A 17,338-nucleotide genomic window follows, 5' to 3' on the forward strand; every position below is an offset into this window, starting at 1 on the left:
CTTCTGAGGATTCGTGACGGCTGCGCCGCGCTTCCGGTCCGCGGGCAGGCCCGATTGATCGACCGGGGATCAAGGGGGCTCCTCATGCCTGAGCACGCGCTCGACTCGCCGGTGACGGTGAAGGACCTGCGTCGCCGGATCGGTGATCTGTCCTTACAGTTACGCACTTCGGGGACGCAGAAGCCGGCGGAGCCTCGGTTCGTCGACTACGACATGATCCGGTTGCCGCACGGTGACGTTGTCGGCCGTAAGAAGGTCATCGTCATGTCGGGCGGCTGCTCGGTGCCGACCTGCACGATGTGCCCTTTCACCAATCTGAACAACTACGGCATCCACGGCGGGACCTCGCGCGAGAGTCTGCTGGATCAGGTACGTCACACCCTGGAACGGACCGAGGGCGAGCCGTCGTACGAGGTGCTCTCCCTCTACAACGACGGCAGCTTCTTCGCCCCACGGGAGATCCCGCGGAACGTCCAGGTGGAGATCGCCCGGCTGGTCGCGGCGGCCGGGGTGAAGCGGCTGGTGGTGGAGTCGCTGCCGCAGTTCGTCACCGAGCGAGCGCTGACCCCGTTCGTCCAGGCCCTGGGCGAGGTGCGGCTGGAGATCGGGATCGGTTTGCAGTCCGCAGACGCGCTGGTGCGCGAGACGCTGGTGAACACCCGGATCTCCCAGGTCTCCTTCGAACGAGCGCTGATGGTGATGGCCGGCCTGGGAGTGGATCCGAAGATCTACCTGATGGTCAAGCCGCCGTTCCTGACCGACGGCGAGGCCGTGACCGACGTGGTGCAGTCGGTCGACTACCTGACCGGGCTCGGGGTCCAGGGGATGACGCTGTGCCCGACACGGGTGTCGCGGAACACGGTGGCGTGGGAGCTGTGGCAGGCCGGGCAGTACACGCCGCCGAACCTGTGGACCGTGGTGGAGGCGATCCGCCGGGTCCATGAGCGGCTCGCGGTGCGGGTGGCGTGCGTGAACCTGCGGGGGACGGACTTCGAGTCGGTGTTCCCCGACGCCTGCCCGGTCTGCGCGGACAAGGTGGTGGACGCGCTGATGCGGTTCGGAGAAACGGGCGAGGCCGACGACCTGCCCGAGGACTGCGCGTGCAAGCCGCCACTGGAGGTGGCCGGGATCGACCACGCGGCCGTCACCGCCCGCGCGGCCCGGCAGTTGGACGTTCTGGAGCGGTCGGGTGTCTGAGCAGGCCGCCGCGGCGGCCTGCGGGTTACCCCCGCACCACACGGTGCGAAGTTTCGACCTGGACCCGCTGGGGGCCCTGGAGGAAGGACATCGTCGGCACGGGCCGGTCTTTCGGATGGCGGTCGACGGGCACGAGACGGTGCTGGTGGGCACCTGGGCGGGGCTGGTTGAGCTGTTCGCCGGCGAGCGCGGTTGTCTGGAGGTGCTCAACACCCCGCTGGTGCATGACCTGTTCGGCCGCGCCCTGTTCAACCTCACTGGTGAGGGGCACGCAGAGGCCCGGCGCAGGCTGCGGCCGGCGCTGTCGGGCCGGGCGCTGCCTGGCTACTTGCCAGCCCTGCTGGAGGTGACGGATCCAATAGCAGCCCGGTGGGCGCAGCACGGCGTGGGAGATCTGTACACGGAGGTGCGGGCGCTCACCGGCTCTTTGAGCGCTCGGGTACTGCTCGGCATCGCTCCCGAGACGGCGGACGCGGCCGTGTTCGCCGCCGTGTTCGAGCCGTTCGTCGCCGGGTCCGGCGCTCCGCCAGGACGGGACCGGTTCATGACCGGCCGGTACTGGGCGGGGCGTGCAGCCCGTCGGCGGTTGCACGCCCTGTTCACCCGCCGGGCGGCTGCGGCTGTCGCCGAGCCTGGTACGGACTCGGCGTTGGCAGGTCTGGTGGCCGCGTTCGCGGATGCGTCACAGGCGGTGGGCCCGCTGCCGGATCACCTGTTGGCGCTGCTGATCGCGGCGAGGGAGACGACGGCGAGCCTGATCACCTGGTGCCTGGTCGAGTTGGCCGGCAACCAGCAGCACGCGGTGCTCGCGCAGACGGAGGCGCACGTGGCCGTGGCTACGCCGGAGGTGCTGGCGCGGCGGGATGCCGTGCCCGTTTTGCGGGCGGTTCTCGCCGAGGCTCAGCGTCTGCACTCGCCGAACCTGCTCTCGTTGAGGGAGGCGGTGTGCCCGGTGGACCTGGGCGGCTACCGTATCCCGGCCGGTACCCGGGTGGCGTACTCCACGTCGGCCGGGCACTTCGACCCCGAGGTCTTCCCGCAGCCGCATACGTTCCGACCGCGGCGGTTCCTGGACGGCGACGCCCGCGGGGCGCGGCTGTGGGCGTTCGGCGGCGGCGCGCACGCCTGCCTGGGCCGGCCGCTCGCCGAGTTGATGGCTCTCACCGTCATGGCCTCGGTCCTTCACCAGGGCGTGCCGCGGCTGCCCGGTGGGCCGCCCAGCCGGATCCGCTACCGGCCGGCCAAGGCCCCACTCACGGCGGTGCCGCTCGTCCTCGACCGTCAGGAGATCGCTTCGTGACCCGCACCCCGCCCGACGCGCTTACCGCCTTGCGGCAGGCGGCAGCCCACCACGACGCTGCCCGGCACCGGCTGCATCTGGTGCCGAGCGAGAATGGGCTGTCGCTGGCCGCCCGCGTGCCGCACCTGACGGAGGCCGCCGTGCGGTACGCCTTTCCCGGCCCCGACGGCGGAGGCGAGAACTGGGCGTGGCCGGGACGGCAGGATCTGGTCGATATCGAGCGTGCCGCGGCCGTGCGGATCGGCGCGCAGCTGGGCGCGCGCCACGTGAACCTCAAGCCGGTGTCGGGGGTTTCGGCGCTGACGGTGGCGCTCTCCGCGCTGGCCTGCCCCGGGGCGAGGGCGTTCAATCTGGCGGAGCGCGACGGCGGGCACGGCTCGACCCGCTTCATCGGTACCCGGCTGGGCCTGCAGATGGAAGATCTGCCGGTCGACCCGGCCACGTCCACCCTCGACCTAGACGCCCTCGCCCGTCTGCTGGGTGGCCAGCCGCGGCCGGAACTGGTGTACCTGGACGCGTTCATGTGCCTGTTCCCCGTGGACTTGTCAGGGCTGCGCGAGGTGGTCGGCCCCGACACGTTGATCCACTACGACGCCTCCCACACGCTGGGCTTGATCGCGGGCGGCGCGTGGCAGAACCCGCTCGCGGAGGGCGCGGACAGCCTCGGCGGCTCCACCCACAAGACCTACCCGGGCCCGCACAAGGGACTGCTGGCCACCAACGACGCCCAGCTCGCGGCCCGGCTAGATGAGCACGCCTCGCACTTCGTCTCCCATCACCATCCGGCCGACGTCGTCGCCCTGGCCGTAGCCGCCGCCGAGATGGACGCCTGCGGCGCCGCGTACGCGGCGGCCACCGTCGCCAATGCCCGCCGTATGGGAGCGGGGTTGGCCGAGCGCGGGTTCACGGTGTGCGGGGAGAAGGGCGGGTTCACCGACTGCCATCAGCTGTGGATCGACATCGCCCCGCTGCTGGCCGCCGAGGAAGCCTCCCGTCGGCTGTTCGAGGCGGGGATCGTCGTCAACGCGATCCCGTTGCCGCACATCACCGCCCCGGCGGGGCTGCGCCTGGGCCTGCAGGAGGTGTCCTGGGCCGGGATGGACGCGGCAGGGATCGACGAGCTCACCGACATCTTCACCGCCGTGCTGCGCGACGGCCGCGACCCGGCCGCCGTGGCGGCGCGCACGCGCGCCCTGGTGGAGGCGCACCAGGGCGACGGGGCCGACGAGCAGGTCCTGCGCGTTGCTCTGGCGGCCGTCGGAGCCGGGGGTGCTGTGTGAGTCCGGAGCAACTCCCTGTCCGGGGCGCCTTCCTTGGCCCCGTGCACATTGTGGACACGTTCGAGATCCACTCGGACTGCCGGCACTTCGCCGGCGGGAGACCCTGCCGCCACTGGCGCCCGTGCCACGGCTGCCCGCATCACGACCCCGTCGACCACCGGGTCCTGATCGTGATGCTCGGCCTGCTGGGGGACATGCTGATCGCCTCCCCCCTTCCCGCGCGGATTCGCGCCGAGAAGCCCGGCGCGCACATCACCTGGCTGGTGGACGAGGCGTGCGCGCCGATCCTGCGGATGAACCCGTACGTGGACGAAGTCCTCGTCCACGACTGGGAGGCCGCCGCCCAGCTGCCGTCGCGCCGTTTCGACGCGGTGTACTCCTTCGAGCGGACTCCGTCCGCGGCGGCGCTGGTCGACCGCATCGACGCCGGGCACAAGGCGGGGCTCGCCTTCGGCGGCCCCGACCACGTCCTGTATCCGATGGGCGCGGCGGCGATGCAGTTCTTCCGGCAGAACACCTGGAACGACTACCGCACGATCGGCAACCAGCAGACGTGGACGGAGCTGTACTTCGCCGTCGCCGGCTACACGTATGCGGGCGAGCCGTACGTCCTGGAAGTGCCGGAGGCCGCCCGGCGGCGCGCGGCCGGGCTTCTCGGGGAGCGGACCGGTCCCAGGGTGTGCCTGAATCTGGGTGGGTCGCTGCCGACGAAGCTGTGGCCGGCGCGGCACTGGGCCGAGCTCGGCGACGCCCTCGTCGACCACGGGGCGCAGCTAGCCGTCCTCGGCGGCCCGAGCGACCGCGACGCGTGCGAGGCCCTGGTGCGGCACCTGCGGCTGCGGGGTGCCGACGAGTCCCGGGTGGCGTACGCGCCGCTCAGCCTGGAGGAGGCCGCCGCGCTGCCGGGCCTGGTCGACGCGGTGGTGACCGGGGACTCCTTCGGCTTCCATCTCGCGCTCGCACACAAGAGGCCGGCCGTGCTGCTGCTCGGGCCGAGCAACGGTGCCGAGGTCATCCCCAAGCACGTGACGAACGTGACCGCGCTGCGCTCGATGCTGGCGTGCTCGCCGTGCGCCCACCAGGTTGCCTGCGGCGGGGTCGGCGGCTGCATGGACACCATCGACGTTCCGGCCGTCCTCAAGGCCACCCTCGACCACCTGACCTGACCACTGTCTGAACCCGCCCCGCGCCGTGGGGTGTTGGGCGACTGCGAGGAGGAGCACACGTTGGGAACCGTGCTGGGACTGGGCGGCCCGTACTACCACGATGCCTCCGCCTGTCTGGTCATCGACGGCCGCATCGTGGCCTTCGCCGAGGAAGAGCGGTTCTCCCGCCGCAAGCACCACAAGGACTCCCGCTCCTGCGCGGTGGCCGCGGCGTACTGCCTGTCCGAGGCCGGCATCACCCTCGACCAGGTCGACGAGATCGCCATCGCGTTCAACCCCGCCTGGCCCGAGCCGAGCGACACGTGTACGGACATGGAGCTGATCGCCGAACTCCTCGACCCCAGCCTGTTCGGCCATCACCGGCCCCGGCAGGTCACCGTGATCGAGCACCATCTCGCGCACGCTGCCTCGGCGTTCCACCCTGCCGGGTTCGACGAGGCCGCCGTCCTGGTGGTCGACGGTTCCGGCGACGGCATTTCCGCCACCCTCGCCCACGGCACTACCAGCGGGCTGAAGGTCCTGCGCCAGTTCCCCTTCTCCCAGTCCCTGGGCTGGTTCTACGAGACGGTCGCCGAACACCTCGGGCTCGGGGACTGGACCAGCTCCGGCAAGCTCATGGGCCTGGCCGGCTACGGCAACCCGAACCGCTACCAGCTGGACTTCCTCACGCCCCAGGCCGGGGGCTACCACCTGGACCTGTCCCGCTACGGGATCCGCCCCGACGAACCGGTCGAGGACCAGTACACCGACCTGCGCTACTACCGGCGTCTGAAGGCCGCGTACGCCGCCGCGTACACCGGCCTCGGCATCCCGCCCCACCGTCGCGCCCGCACCTACAGCGGGGGACGCGTCGTGCCCGACACGGGCTTTGGGCCCGAGCACGCCGACCTTGCCGCCTCGGCGCAGCACCTGCTGGAGCAGTGCCTGGCCGAGCTGGCCCGCGAAGTCCTCACGCTCACCGGGTCCCGGCGTCTGTGTGTCGCGGGCGGGGTCGGCCTGAACTGCTCCGCCAACGGCCGCCTTGCCGCCCTGCGCGGCGTAGATGAGCTGTTCGTCCAGCCAGCCGCCGGGGACGCCGGGTGCGCCCTCGGCGCCGCCCTTGAGGTCGCGGTGCGGCGCGGCGACCTGACGCTGCCCGGTGAGGCGATGACCACCGCCGCCCTCGGCCCCGCCTTCGACCCAGCTACTATCCGCGCGACCCTCAACGACTACGGCCTGGCCTTTCGCGACCACGGCGACGACCTGCCGACCGTGGTGGCCGGGCACCTGGCTCTCGGGCGCACCATCGGCTGGTTCCAGGGGCGCATGGAGGCCGGGCCCCGTGCGCTCGGCCGGCGCAGTATCCTCGCCGATGCCCACCACACCCGGACCCGCGACCACATAAACGACCGCATCAAGCACCGGGAGCGGTGGCGGCCCCTTGCCCCGGTCCTCCTTCAGGAGGCTGCGGCCGACCTGATCGGTACGAGCGCCCCTCACCCGTTCATGATCGTCGCCCGGCAGGCGACCGGGGCCGCGCACCAGGTGATCCCGGCCGCCGTCCACACCGACGGAACGCTGCGCCCGCAGACGGTCGCCCGGGATGACGCCGCCCCGTACGCGCGCCTCCTCGCCTCGTTCGCCGAGCAGACCGGCCGGCCGCCCGCGCTGCTGAACACCTCGTTCAACCACGAGGCCGAACCGATCGTGTGCACCCCCCGCGACGCAGTCGCCACCTTCGCGGCCAGCCCCCTGGACGCACTCGCCATCGGCCCGTTCCTCGTACTCAAGGAGCAGCCGAACTGACTGTCCGACACCACCCGTTCACGGCCGGTAGGTTGAGGGCCGGCCCCGTGGCCATCATCCCGCATCAAGCGAACAGGACCGATTCGCGATGACCAGCACCACCCCTGCCCCTTCCGAACTGCCGGCAGCCGACCGGCTGCGCGCCCAGCACGGCACGGCGCTCACCCTCGGCGAGGACTGCGACCTGCCCGACGACCTCGTGATCGAGCTCGACACCGGCGCCCACCTGACAATCGGCGACCGGGTCTGCATCCGGCGCGGGTCCACCATCCAGGTCCACCGCGGCGCCACCGTCACCATCGGCAACGACGTCGCCATCGGGGAACACACCTTCATCTCCGCCATGGCCGGCATCAGCCTCGGCGACGGCGCGGCCCTGTCAAACATGGTCGACCTCCACGACCACAACCACCGCGTACGCACCGCCGCGAACGTGCCCACCGGGCAACTCGTGCCGTGGGCGTCCGGATTCGAGGCCGCGCCGATCATCATCGAGCCGGGCGCAACCCTGTCGAACAAGGTCACAGTCACCGGCGGCGTCCGCATCGGGGCGAACGTCCTGGTCGGGGCCAACGCGGTCGTCGCACACAGCATCGCCCCCGACACGGTCGCCGCCGGCGTCCCGGCCGCAGTGCGCCGCCACTTCGACGGCGCCCCCGTCGCGAGCGAGGACCGGCGCACCCTGACCGTGGGGTTCTTCGGGACGAGCATCATGGAACACCTCGAAGCGTTCAACGCGCAGATGACCACCCAGGCCAACCTGCCCGAGGTCGGCTCCAAGGTCACCGTCGAGGGCTGGCATCAGCGCGGCTGGGTGCACCGCCTCACGCTCTCCCTGCGCGCCGCCCACGCCCACATCGGCTTCGACATCCGCAATCATGGCGAGGGAGGTGCCACGAGCCGGGACATCGCCTCCCTCGTGGAAGCTGACAGGGCGACCACCGGCACCGACTACGACCTCGTGTTCCTCGGCTGCGGCATCAACGATGTCTGGCGTCGTTTCCAGAACCGGCTGTCCGAGGCGGTCGACCTCGATGAGTACACCCGGCACATCACCACCATGCTGGAACAGCTGACCGGCTACTCCCGGCAGATCGTCGTCATCAGCGAGACCCCCTTCGGCCCGATCGAGGACCCCGGGACCGTTGCCGCCATGAACACCGAACTCGCCCGCTACAACGAGGCTGCCCGCAAGGCCGCCGCCGCTCACGGCGCACTGTTCCTGGACGTGTGGACCCCGTTCACTGCTGTCGCCCGTCACCTGCCCGCCGACGATCAGGCAGGCGGCGTGTGGAGCGACGGCGTCCACCTCACCGAACTCGGCGACACCGTGCTGCTCCAGCACGCCGAGCGCCTCCTCGCCGAACATCGCATCGTCGACAAGCTCCTGGACTATCCGCTCTTGGAGCGCGACCGCGCACTGACCGCGTACGGCCCGCTGTTTGCCCGCTACCGGCCCGCCGCGTCCTAAGCACTCAGGGTGCCGGCGCTGGTCGGCGAGCGCCAGCACCCCGGCAACCGCCCCGACGCTGTCTACTTTGTCCTTCGAGGGAGTTGATCGTGCCCCAGCTGGGCCGCGCGCACATACAGGCGCTCGCCGTTGCGTTACCCCTGCTTGATGTCGCCCGCCTCCAGGCATGGGGCAGCCTCCTCGCCGGACGACTGCCCGCGGGCGGGCGACTGCTCGTCGCGGGCAACGGCGGCTCGGCGGCCGAGGCCCAGCACCTCACCTCCGAACTCGTCGGCCGCTTCCGCGCCGAGCGGGTGCCCATGTCCGCCATCGCGCTGCACGCAGATTCCTCTTCGGTGACCGCCATCGCCAACGACTACGGCGCCCAGGAGGTCTTCGCCCGGCAGGTCCGCGCACACGGTCGCCCCGGCGACGTCCTACTCCTGATCTCCACCTCCGGCGCCAGCCCCAACGTGCTCGCCGCAGCCCAGGCGGGCCGGGAACTCGGCCTCACCGTCTGGGCGCTGACCGGCCCCGCACCGAACCCGCTTGCCGAGGCCAGCGATCAGGCGGTGTGCGTGGACGCCGAGCAGACCGCCACTGTCCAGGAGTGCCACCTGGTGGCCGTGCACCTTCTTTGCGCAGCCATCGACGCTCACCTCGTCGGGCCAGCCGCGTCCAACGATGAACAGCTGGACGGCATGCGCCGGCTCGTGGTGGTTGGTGACGTGCTGCTGGACCGCGACATCACAGGCACGGCCGACCGCCTCTCACCGGAGGCCCCTGTACCGGTCATCGCCGACACGCAGGCCATCGACCGTCCGGGCGGCGCCGGACTGGCCGCCGTCCTGGCCGCCCGGGAGCCGGGCTGGCGCGTCACCCTGGTGTGCGGTCTTGGACAAGACACCGCTGGGGCCCGGGTTCGCACTCTGCTCGACCAAGCAGGCGTTGAGGTCGTCGACCTGGCCGCCGCTGGCACCACCCCGGTCAAGACCCGTATCCGCGTCGCCGATCGCACCCTGCTCCGCTTCGACACGGCCACCACCCCGCTGCGGCTCGGCCCGCTTGCGGACATCGCCCGCGCCCGGCTGGACGAGGCTGCGGCCGTGCTGGTGTGTGACTACGGGCGTGGCATCGGCGCACACGACGAACTCCGCCAGGCCCTCACCGACGCGGCCCGCCGCTGCCCGCTGGTGTGGGACCCGCACCCCAAGGGGGCCGAGCCGGTCCTGGGGACGGCCCTGGCCGTCCCGAATGCGGACGAAGCCCAGGCCCTGACGGGGGACAGTGGGCCGCGGGAGCTCGGCGACGACGTCGGGCGGGGCGTGCGGCTTCTGGCCGCGTGGCCGGTCAAGCAGGTCGCCGTCACTCAGGGGCGCAACGGCGCGGTCCTGATTGCAGGCCCCGACTCCCACCCCCTGGTCGTCCCGGGCCGCCCGGCCGCTGGGGACACCTGTGGGGCCGGTGACCAGCTGGCGGTCACCGCAGCCGTGATGCTCGGTGCCGGACGGCTGCCGTCACACGCCGTGGCCGCGGCCGTCGAGGCTGCGACCAGCTACGTCCAAGCAGGCGGCCCCGCCAGCCTGTACGTCCCGCAGTCCGATGGCCCGTCGGCGCCCCTGGAGCTGGCCGCGCGGGTACGAGCGCGCGGCGGGAAAGTCGTGGGAGCAGGCGGCTGTTTCGACCTGCTGCACGCCGGACACCTCTCCCTCCTGCACCAGGCTCGCCGCCTGGGAGACGTCCTGGTGGTGTGTATCAACAGCGACGACTCCGTCCGCCGGCTCAAGGGGCATGACCGCCCGGTCGTCGGTGAACGCGAGCGCGCCGCGCTGCTGGAGGCACTGGACTGCGTGGACGGCGTGCTCGTCTTCGGCGAGGACACCCCCGAGAAGGTGCTGGCCGAGCTCCGCCCCGACATTTGGGTCAAGGGCGGCGACTATGCGGGCCAGCGGATCACCGAAGCCGACCTCGTGGAGAGCTGGGGCGGCGAGGTCGTCGTGGTGCCCTACCTGGACGGTCACTCCACCACCAACCGCATCGACCAGCTCACCCAACAGGCAGGTGCCCGATGATCCCCGGAGGCAACGTATTGGTCACCGGGGCTGCCGGGTTCATCGGCCGACACACAGTGGACGCCTTCCACCTCGCTGGATACCAGGTCACCGCCATCGACTTGCGCCCAGCCCCCGACCACCTTGCCCGCAAGGCCCGCTGGCAGCGCGGCGACTTCGCCTGCCCGGCTCTCCTCGGCGAGATCTCGGCGGGCCGCTACGCCACCGTTGTGCACCAGGCCGGCATCAGCGACACCCGCGCTCCGCACGGACCTGAGCTGGACGAGACCAACACCCTCGGCCCGCTCCGGCTGGCCGACGCTTGCCGCTCCGGCGGCGCCCGCCTGATCTACGCCTCCTCGCACTCCGTCTACGGCACCCTCCACCACCGCACACCGATCGCCGAGGACGCGGACTCTGACCTCTCCCGCTGCTCCGGGCCGCTCAACCCGTACGCCGCCTCCAAGCTCGCCCTCGACCAGCAAATGCGCGCCCGCCACGTCACCGGCCTCGACTGGGTGGGGCTGCGCTATACCAACGTCTTCGGCCCCGATGAAGCCGATAAGGGCCCGATGGCCTCGATCCTGTCCCAACTCCTGCGCCAAGCCGCCCGCACTGGACAGATCCGCGTCTTCGACGACTCCCTGACCGCCGCCCGCGATTACATCCCCGTCGAGACAGTCACCGCCACAATCGTCCAGCTCGCCGAGCAGCCGCCGGTGCCGGCTGGGGTCTACAACTTCGGTGGCGGTTACGCGACGTCCTTCGCAGACGTGGCGCAGTGGTGCGCCCGCTTGCACCGTGAGGCCACCGGCCGACCCCTGCTCGCCGAGCTGGTACCGAACCCGGACACGGCCGTTTACCAGTACTTCACCTGCGCTGACATGACCGCTCTCGACAAGGCCCTGCCCAACCGGCCGACCATCTCAATCGAATCCATCGAAGCCCGCGCCGCCGGGTTATTCGAGACCTTCCGCAGCAGTGAGACAGAATGAACCGGCGCCGTCCGCCCCGACAACAGGCGCTGGTCGGCCGCGCCGACGGGCGGTGTTCCTCGACCGCGACGGCACCCTCACCGAGCCGCGCCACTATCCCTCCCACCCCGACGAGCTGGTCCTACAGCCGGATATCGGCTTGCCATTGCGCGCCCTCCAGCACGCTGGCTTCGCCCTGGTTGTCGTCACGAACCAGAGCGGGCTGGCGCGGGGGCTGTTAGACACGGCAGCGTTGGACGCGATGCACCACCGACTCCGCGCTCTCCTCGCCCGACACGGGGTCCGGCTCGACGGCATCTACGCCTGCCCCCACCATCCGGACGGCACGGTGCCCCGATACCGCAGGGTCTGCTCATGCCGGAAGCCCGCCCCCGGCATGCTCCACCAAGCCGCCCACGAGCTCGATCTCGACCTCTCCGCATCTTGGATGGTTGGCGACTCCTCCTGCGACATCAACGCCGGCCACAGGGTCGGAACCCGTACCGCACTCGTCGGCTCCCAGCCGCTGCCCGATGTGACGCCGGGCGTGCATCGAGCGACGACCTCCGACACTCTCTACCAAGTGCTTCGCTGCTTCCTCGCTGGCCGCTAGCGAGAAGGCGCGCCTCGTGCCACCGCGGCACCGAGCTCGGAGAACGTGCGCGAGTGGTGAGCACGGGCGACCTCCTTTCAGGACGTGCTCTGTCAGTCAGTCCTCGCAGGCGGGATGGTCCTTGGCCATCCACTGGTGCGGCCCGCGCCACTCACCCCGCCAGTTCCTCCAGCCACGGATGCCCGGGATGTACGAGCGTCAGCCACCCACTAAGGACATCCCGCTGCGCCCGTCCCAGCAGCGGCAGAACTCCGGCGAAGTCCGCCTGATCCTTGGGGCGTGTCGCCTTGGCTTTGAACAGCAGCACCAACTCCGGCATCAGATACGGGACTCCGTCCGTCGTTCGCTCAATGATCGCGTCGTACGGCAGCCGCAGCCTCTCGTCCCGCCGGAAGAGCCACGTCTCGCCCTCGTGCGGCTCGCGGAAGACATCGAACAGGAACTGGCCGCTCGCTGGATCCCGCAGCCAGGTCTGGTGCGTGGCCGCCAGCGCCTCGGCTCCCGCCCCTGACCAGACCCGCCCGGAACCCACCGGGTCAAACACGTACTCGGGGAAGCGGTGCCGAATCTCCGGGAACCTGGCCGCGGGCACCGCGATCTCCAGATCGCCGTGCGGCCGAGACTGTTCCCCGCGAAACAGATCCAGCGCCCACCCTGCCGCGATGCACCAGGGCGCGCCGACCCCGTCCAACCGCTCAGCGACTTGTTCCGGACGCCAGGCATCCGCCCAACGGGCCTCCACTTCGTCCACATCGAGCACGGCGCCGCCGGGCGGCAGGGATTCGGTCATCGGCACAACCTACTGCCGCAACCCCACCCGGGTACGGCCTTTTGTCGGCACTGGAACCAGGCCCGCTACTAGGACGGATACGCCTGCATCGCTTGATCTCCTTGGTCACTTTGGAAGAACCGATCCCTACCCTGTGACTTCCCGCGCTGGCCATGCCCGGAGGCGTTGCTCGGGGAACTGTCGCGTACGCGGAAGGCCAGAGCACGCTGTGGCGCCACCAGGCCGACGTTCTGTGCAATTAAGTCGCCGTGTCGAGCCCCGCGTCGGCGCTTTCCTCTACGCGCACTGTGGTCGTTTTTTTCGGATCATTGATTCCAAATGCCGATTGTCAAGCGGCCAGGGCAGTGGAGGCACGGCCTCGTAGGGCCGTCCGTCGCGTAGGAGGGCCCAGAGGACGTTAACGCGTCGGCGGGCCAGGGCCAGGACGGCCTGGATGTGGCGCTTGCCTTCGGCGCGCTTGCGTTCGTAAAACCGGCGGGAGTCCTCGCAGTGACGGATGCTGAACAACGCGGAGATGTAGAAGACGCGTTGGAGTCGGCGGTTGTAGCGGCGTGGGCGGCGGAGGTTGCCGCTGATCTTGCCGGAGTCGCGCGGAACGGGTGCAACGCCGCCGAAGCCGGCGAGGCGGTCTGCGGTGCCGAAGAGGCTCATGTCGCCGCCGGTCGCGGCCAGGAACTCGGCACCGAGGATCACGCCCAGGCCGGGCATGCTGGTGATCACTTCGAAGTCCTGATGCTCGCGAAACCGGGCCTCGATCGCCTTGTCCATCTCGGTGATCTGCTGGTTGAGGGCCGTCACCTCTGCCGCCAGGGTGTGCACGAGCTGGGCGGTCAGTTTCTCCCCTGGCAGGCTGGTGTGCTGGCGCCCGGCCGCTTCGACGGCTGTCTCGGCGAGCCGGTCAGCGCGAACGACCCTGCGATTGCGCAGCCAGCTCTCCAGCCGTTTGACCCCGATCCGGCGAATGGCGGCCGGGGTCTGGTAGCCGGTCAGCAGCACGAGCGGACCGGTGTTGGTCAGGTCGAGGGCCCGCTCCAGACCAGGGAAGATGTCGGTGAGGTGGGCTCGGAGCCGGTTGACGGTGCGGGTGCGGTCGGCGACGAGGTCCATGCGACGGCCGGTGAGGATCTTGAGGTCGGTGACGGTCTCGTCGCCGGTGCGTAAGGGGTGCAGGTCCCGTCGGATGCGGACCTGGTCGGCGATGACCGCGGCGTCCTTGGCGTCGGTCTTGCCTTCGCCTCGGCAGCTCTCGGAGGCGCGGTGGATGGCCCGGCCCGAGATGTAGTGCACCGGCTGGCCGTGGTTGAAAAGGATCGTGATGGCCAGGGCGGCGCCGCCGTCGGCCAGGTCGATGCCCCAGGTCACCTCGTCGCTCAGGTCCAGGACATCTGCGATGAGCTCGAGGAGTTCGGGTTCGTCGTTGGCGACGCGTCGGGACAGCAGCCGGTGGCCGCTCTCGTCGATCGCGACGCAGTGGTGATGGGTCTTGCCTGCGTCGATGCCGGCCCAGATCATGGCCATGTGATGCCTCCGTGAGGGCTGGTGCTGGTGCCTCCCGACGGACGACCTCGCTGTCGATTCCCTACTCAGCGATCATTCGCAATTCCTAATTGGCAGCCGAGTCGTCGTGGGGCACCGGGCGGCCAATCACTGAAAGCCACCAGCGGCAGAGCGTTTTGAACCACACCCGGCACCCCTGGGTGGGTGAACCATACGAGGGGCTCACCGCGTCCCGCAGAACAACGTAGGGAGCGTTTTCAGTGTGGCCACTGATCGGGTGACGGGATCGATGCCCGCAACGCACGAGGCTCGCGTGCCGTTGGGAGAGGTGTTCGAAGTCTCAACCCTCAGACGCAGGAGCCGCGTTGGTTCCGTATTCTGCCGCACTCGACCTGCCGCACGCCCTGGTCGAGTGGGTCACCATGCTCATCGTCACCCGCGAGGGTGACCGCCGCTGCAAAGCTTCCACCGCACCAGCGTGCGCTGGTCGGTCTGGTGTACCTGCGCCGGCACGACACTCTCGCCCAGCTCGCTGCCGGGTTCGACATCTCTGTCGGCACGGCCCACGCCTAACACGGCAGCCGTCGTCGACCTGCTTGCCGACCGCGCCCCGGGCCTGTGGTAACCGACCCAGCGGTCAGCTGCTGTGGATCTCGCCCGCACTGCCCGGCCGCGCACACGATCTCACCGCGGCCCGCACCCACCGCATCATCCGGATCTGCGAACGCCAGGGCATCCCGATCCTCGCCGACCGGGCCTACATGGGAGCCGGCCCATGGGTGACGACAGCTCTCAGACGCTCTCGTACCACTTCTCCTTCATGGCGGCATAAAACTCCCCCGACTTCACATGAAGATTCAGCTGAGTTTCATTCGGCAGACTCGATTTGGAGTAGTAATACTCGCCGGCAAGTGAGCTATTCACCACGATGGCCCTCAGGGAGCGGACCCCATGACTGAATTTTTCGACCCCCAGGAAGGCATTTAGTACGTCTGCATCGATTGCGCTAACCCCATCTTCATGCCCGTCAAATAGATGGGTTTCGCTTTGCAATATGGAGCGAAGCAAGATGGCCCTTCGAAGAACCCAAAGCGGATCATCATCCCGCTTGTCAATTCCCTGGAGCTCCATGGTTCCACGCACCCTGCTCAAAAAGTCAGGACCTTTCGCCAGCTTGAACTCCTCCGTACTGCCTTTCGCCGGATTGAACTCCTCCGCACTCCCTAGATTCTTAAATTCGTCTAGAGTACTTGCAACCCCTCCCGCAAATACGAAAACAGATCGCCCTATGGGATGCACGGCCTGCCCTTGCTGAAAACTACCGTCTTGCATGGGAGACAGGAAGTAACGAAGCCAACCTAGGGTTCCATCAAAATCTGTATCGAATTCATCCCAAAGGACCACAGGCACACGTCCCCTCAGGCGGTGATCGCGGAGCAAATGGAAGGAGTCGATCAACTCGGAAGTCCCTCGGAATTGAGAAAGATTGAACTCCTCAATCTTCAGTTCCCTGTCCTGGATCTTCAGGGACCCTATAATCTCCCTAACCGCCGTAGACTTACCCGATCCAGGCTGTCCGAATATTGCTATAGATAGGGGTACCGGCGTCCTAGCTTGTTGCATCTCCCAGTAATTACGGACACGGGTCCCGCGCCTCTCGACATAATCCTTAACGAGCGACCTAACTGATTGGTAGCTCTCGATCTCTCGCCGATCAACTGTGACTACTCTTCCGTATTTGAGGTGGGGAACTTTCGTGACTTCTAGTGCTTTTTCGACGCCCTTGTAAACAATCTCGTGTGCGATTTCGTCCAGACGGCGCGGACTAGCATTGAGCACTGTCCAGGAGCTTCCAGCCTCTCTGTCCACTGGCACTTCTGCGACGCGACCGCTAGCGGTGCCATTGATTGCGGCACCTACTTCTGCCACAGGGAAGCAAAGGGCGTCATCGTCAGAGATGGGCCCGAATCCGGCGTCATAAATTCTTTGCATTGCCCCGATGCCGCGCCGTACTCCATCGTTCATAACTGCATTACCCACCACCAAAGATGCATCGCCCTCCCATGAAGTCAGGATTTTGCGACAAATCGCCGCAGTCAAAGCAGATGTGTACCCCCACATTCTTCCATTGAGCCAGAAATCCGACGACCCTTCCACTGTTGAGGCGTCGTAAAACAGCCTCAATCGGGCGTCATCATTGGCCTCTCTGTCAAATAGCAGTGCACCCGCTGGGCCAAATGAGACAACGACAAATCGGTACTGGTTAAGCCGATCTTGGGTACGGAAAACTCTGGCGCAATCTGATGCCTCAAGATCCCAAGCCGTGCTTCGGCTTATTTTCGTCCCAGGGACGCGCCTTAGGTCGTCTGCTGTCGTTACGACAATAACCTTGTCCCTGCGTTGGGTGAGAGCCCTGTGCAGTTTGTCATTACGGTCCAGCATCCCATCCCCGCCCAGCTTTACGAGTAGCCACGGGACTTTATCCTCCCGGTCAATTCCCTTGGGCAGATCATGATCCTCAAAATACTTGAGCCCGGACTCAACCAGTACGATCAAATGCGCTTCATCGGGCTCATCGGTTATCCGGCAAACGCGATCATCGTGTGCACACGGCGTGCGCCTCCTAGTCATTCCTATGCCATCCGACATTCGCCAGCAAAAGTTTTCGTCATTCTCGAAATCAGTTATGCTTCCATTTTTTGGAAAACGCCCAAGAATTGCATAGTGATGGCTGATCCTCTCTTCGCCCCAACTAATTTCACTCCAACCATTCGTATAAGAAAGAAAGTCAGCCCCATCCCGCGCCCCCTCGATCAACATGGCAACCAGACGGGCACCCCCGGGTATCTCTTGTTGGATAACATTCTGCTGTCGTTCTTGCCACTTGGTCCCGGTGGTGCGCCGTGGCTCATCTTCTTTGCGCCGCGCCATGATCCAATCAGCTACGGCGTCTCCTGAAACCACGATTCTTGACTGAGTTGAGTTGGGTGTACCCATGACCACCCTCCGACCCCGAAATCGCTCAGAGAGGATTTGCTCGCCATCAGTGAGAAGGAGATGACCGAGCCCTGGAACATCCGCGCAAGGCGCTTGCTCTTCCAAGGATGAAGCAAGTCTTCATGACCAGCAATCGGAGGGGCGCGGACAGCAGGCTCATGGCAACCGGCGCACCCGCCGTCGTGGCTGACTGAGCGTTTTCAGTGTGGCCACTGGTCGGGTGACGGGATCGATGCCC

At 68.1% G+C, this 17,338-nt stretch carries 12 protein-coding genes and 3 pseudogenes; 12 read left to right on the top strand and 3 right to left on the bottom strand.

Annotated elements, in window-relative coordinates; all coding sequences use genetic code 11:
- The first annotated feature begins 84 nt into the window (after positions 1-84).
- From ACYUED_RS38240 to ACYUED_RS38285, 10 genes and pseudogenes are all read left to right on the top strand, one after another.
- Complete coding sequence (locus tag ACYUED_RS38240; protein ID WP_491289010.1) at positions 85-1,197, top strand: archaeosine biosynthesis radical SAM protein RaSEA; 1,113 nt, start codon at positions 85-87, stop codon at positions 1,195-1,197.
- Positions 1,190-2,497 carry a cytochrome P450 gene (locus ACYUED_RS38245; RefSeq protein ID WP_119581073.1) on the top strand — a complete coding sequence of 436 codons (1,308 nt, stop codon included), beginning with the start codon at positions 1,190-1,192 and terminating at the stop codon, positions 2,495-2,497. Before ACYUED_RS38240 ends, ACYUED_RS38245 begins: the two co-directional genes overlap by 8 nt.
- Positions 2,494-3,777, top strand: coding sequence for a PLP-dependent aminotransferase family protein (locus ACYUED_RS38250; RefSeq protein ID WP_491289011.1), 1,284 nt, complete (start codon positions 2,494-2,496; stop codon positions 3,775-3,777). Before ACYUED_RS38245 ends, ACYUED_RS38250 begins: the two co-directional genes overlap by 4 nt.
- 41 nt (positions 3,778-3,818) lie before the next feature.
- Entirely contained in the window at positions 3,819-4,943 is a 1,125-nt protein-coding gene (locus ACYUED_RS38255) for a glycosyltransferase family 9 protein (RefSeq protein WP_491289012.1), read from the top strand.
- Positions 4,944-5,012: 69 nt separating this feature from the next.
- Positions 5,013-6,728, top strand: a complete 1,716-nt coding sequence (locus tag ACYUED_RS38260; RefSeq protein WP_491294615.1) for a carbamoyltransferase family protein — start codon at positions 5,013-5,015, stop codon at positions 6,726-6,728.
- Positions 6,729-6,816: 88 nt separating this feature from the next.
- A complete protein-coding gene (locus tag ACYUED_RS38265) occupies positions 6,817-8,199 on the top strand; it encodes a GDSL-type esterase/lipase family protein (RefSeq protein WP_445034263.1) in 1,383 nt (460 codons plus the stop codon).
- An 83-nt stretch (positions 8,200-8,282) separates the two neighbouring features.
- Positions 8,283-9,701, top strand: a pseudogene (locus ACYUED_RS38270) (PfkB family carbohydrate kinase); the annotation flags it as partial.
- A gap of 114 nt (positions 9,702-9,815) precedes the next feature.
- Positions 9,816-10,250, top strand: a pseudogene (gene rfaE2, locus ACYUED_RS38275) (D-glycero-beta-D-manno-heptose 1-phosphate adenylyltransferase); the annotation flags it as partial.
- Positions 10,247-11,224: an NAD-dependent epimerase/dehydratase family protein gene (locus tag ACYUED_RS38280; protein WP_491289013.1), complete on the top strand. Its 978-nt coding sequence runs from the start codon at positions 10,247-10,249 to the stop codon at positions 11,222-11,224. The pseudogene rfaE2 and the gene ACYUED_RS38280, both read left to right, overlap by 4 nt.
- Positions 11,225-11,276: 52 nt before the next feature.
- On the top strand, positions 11,277-11,816 hold the full coding sequence (locus tag ACYUED_RS38285; RefSeq protein WP_491289014.1) for a D-glycero-alpha-D-manno-heptose-1,7-bisphosphate 7-phosphatase: 540 nt from the start codon (positions 11,277-11,279) through the stop codon (positions 11,814-11,816).
- Positions 11,817-11,967: 151 nt separating this feature from the next.
- Here the strand turns inward: ACYUED_RS38285 and ACYUED_RS38290 are convergent, their stop codons facing one another.
- Positions 11,968-12,606, bottom strand: a complete 639-nt coding sequence (locus ACYUED_RS38290) for a nucleotidyltransferase domain-containing protein (protein WP_491289015.1) — start codon at positions 12,604-12,606, stop codon at positions 11,968-11,970.
- Positions 12,607-12,882: 276 nt separating this feature from the next.
- Positions 12,883-14,124: an IS110 family RNA-guided transposase gene (locus ACYUED_RS38295; protein ID WP_491289016.1), complete on the bottom strand. Its 1,242-nt coding sequence runs from the start codon at positions 14,122-14,124 to the stop codon at positions 12,883-12,885.
- A 344-nt stretch (positions 14,125-14,468) separates the two neighbouring features.
- On the opposite strand from ACYUED_RS38295, the pseudogene ACYUED_RS38300 reads away from it, so the two are divergent.
- Positions 14,469-14,903: pseudogene (locus ACYUED_RS38300) on the top strand (helix-turn-helix domain-containing protein); the annotation flags it as partial.
- Here the strand turns inward: ACYUED_RS38300 and ACYUED_RS38305 are convergent.
- Positions 14,896-16,659 carry a P-loop NTPase family protein gene (locus ACYUED_RS38305; protein ID WP_491289017.1) on the bottom strand — a complete coding sequence of 588 codons (1,764 nt, stop codon included), beginning with the start codon at positions 16,657-16,659 and terminating at the stop codon, positions 14,896-14,898. The pseudogene ACYUED_RS38300 and the gene ACYUED_RS38305 overlap by 8 nt on opposite strands.
- Between ACYUED_RS38305 and ACYUED_RS38310 the strand changes: the two genes are divergently transcribed.
- Positions 16,660-17,061, top strand: a complete 402-nt coding sequence (locus ACYUED_RS38310) for a hypothetical protein (protein WP_329338733.1) — start codon at positions 16,660-16,662, stop codon at positions 17,059-17,061.
- Positions 17,062-17,338 lie beyond the last annotated feature (277 nt).

This window comes from Streptomyces sp. DF42, assembly GCF_058267695.1.

What these genes read in the sequence shown, in the direction of transcription:
- ACYUED_RS38240 (WP_491289010.1), top strand. Translation starts at nt 85, where the DNA reads ATGCCTGAGCACGCGCTCGACTCGCCGGTGACGGTGAAGGACCTGCGT.
- ACYUED_RS38265 (WP_445034263.1), top strand. Translation starts at nt 6,817, where the DNA reads ATGACCAGCACCACCCCTGCCCCTTCCGAACTGCCGGCAGCCGACCGG.
- ACYUED_RS38280 (WP_491289013.1), top strand. Translation starts at nt 10,247, where the DNA reads ATGATCCCCGGAGGCAACGTATTGGTCACCGGGGCTGCCGGGTTCATC.
- ACYUED_RS38290 (WP_491289015.1), bottom strand. Translation starts at nt 12,606, where the DNA reads ATGACCGAATCCCTGCCGCCCGGCGGCGCCGTGCTCGATGTGGACGAA.
- ACYUED_RS38295 (WP_491289016.1), bottom strand. Translation starts at nt 14,124, where the DNA reads ATGGCCATGATCTGGGCCGGCATCGACGCAGGCAAGACCCATCACCAC.
- ACYUED_RS38310 (WP_329338733.1), top strand. Translation starts at nt 16,660, where the DNA reads ATGCGCTTCATCGGGCTCATCGGTTATCCGGCAAACGCGATCATCGTG.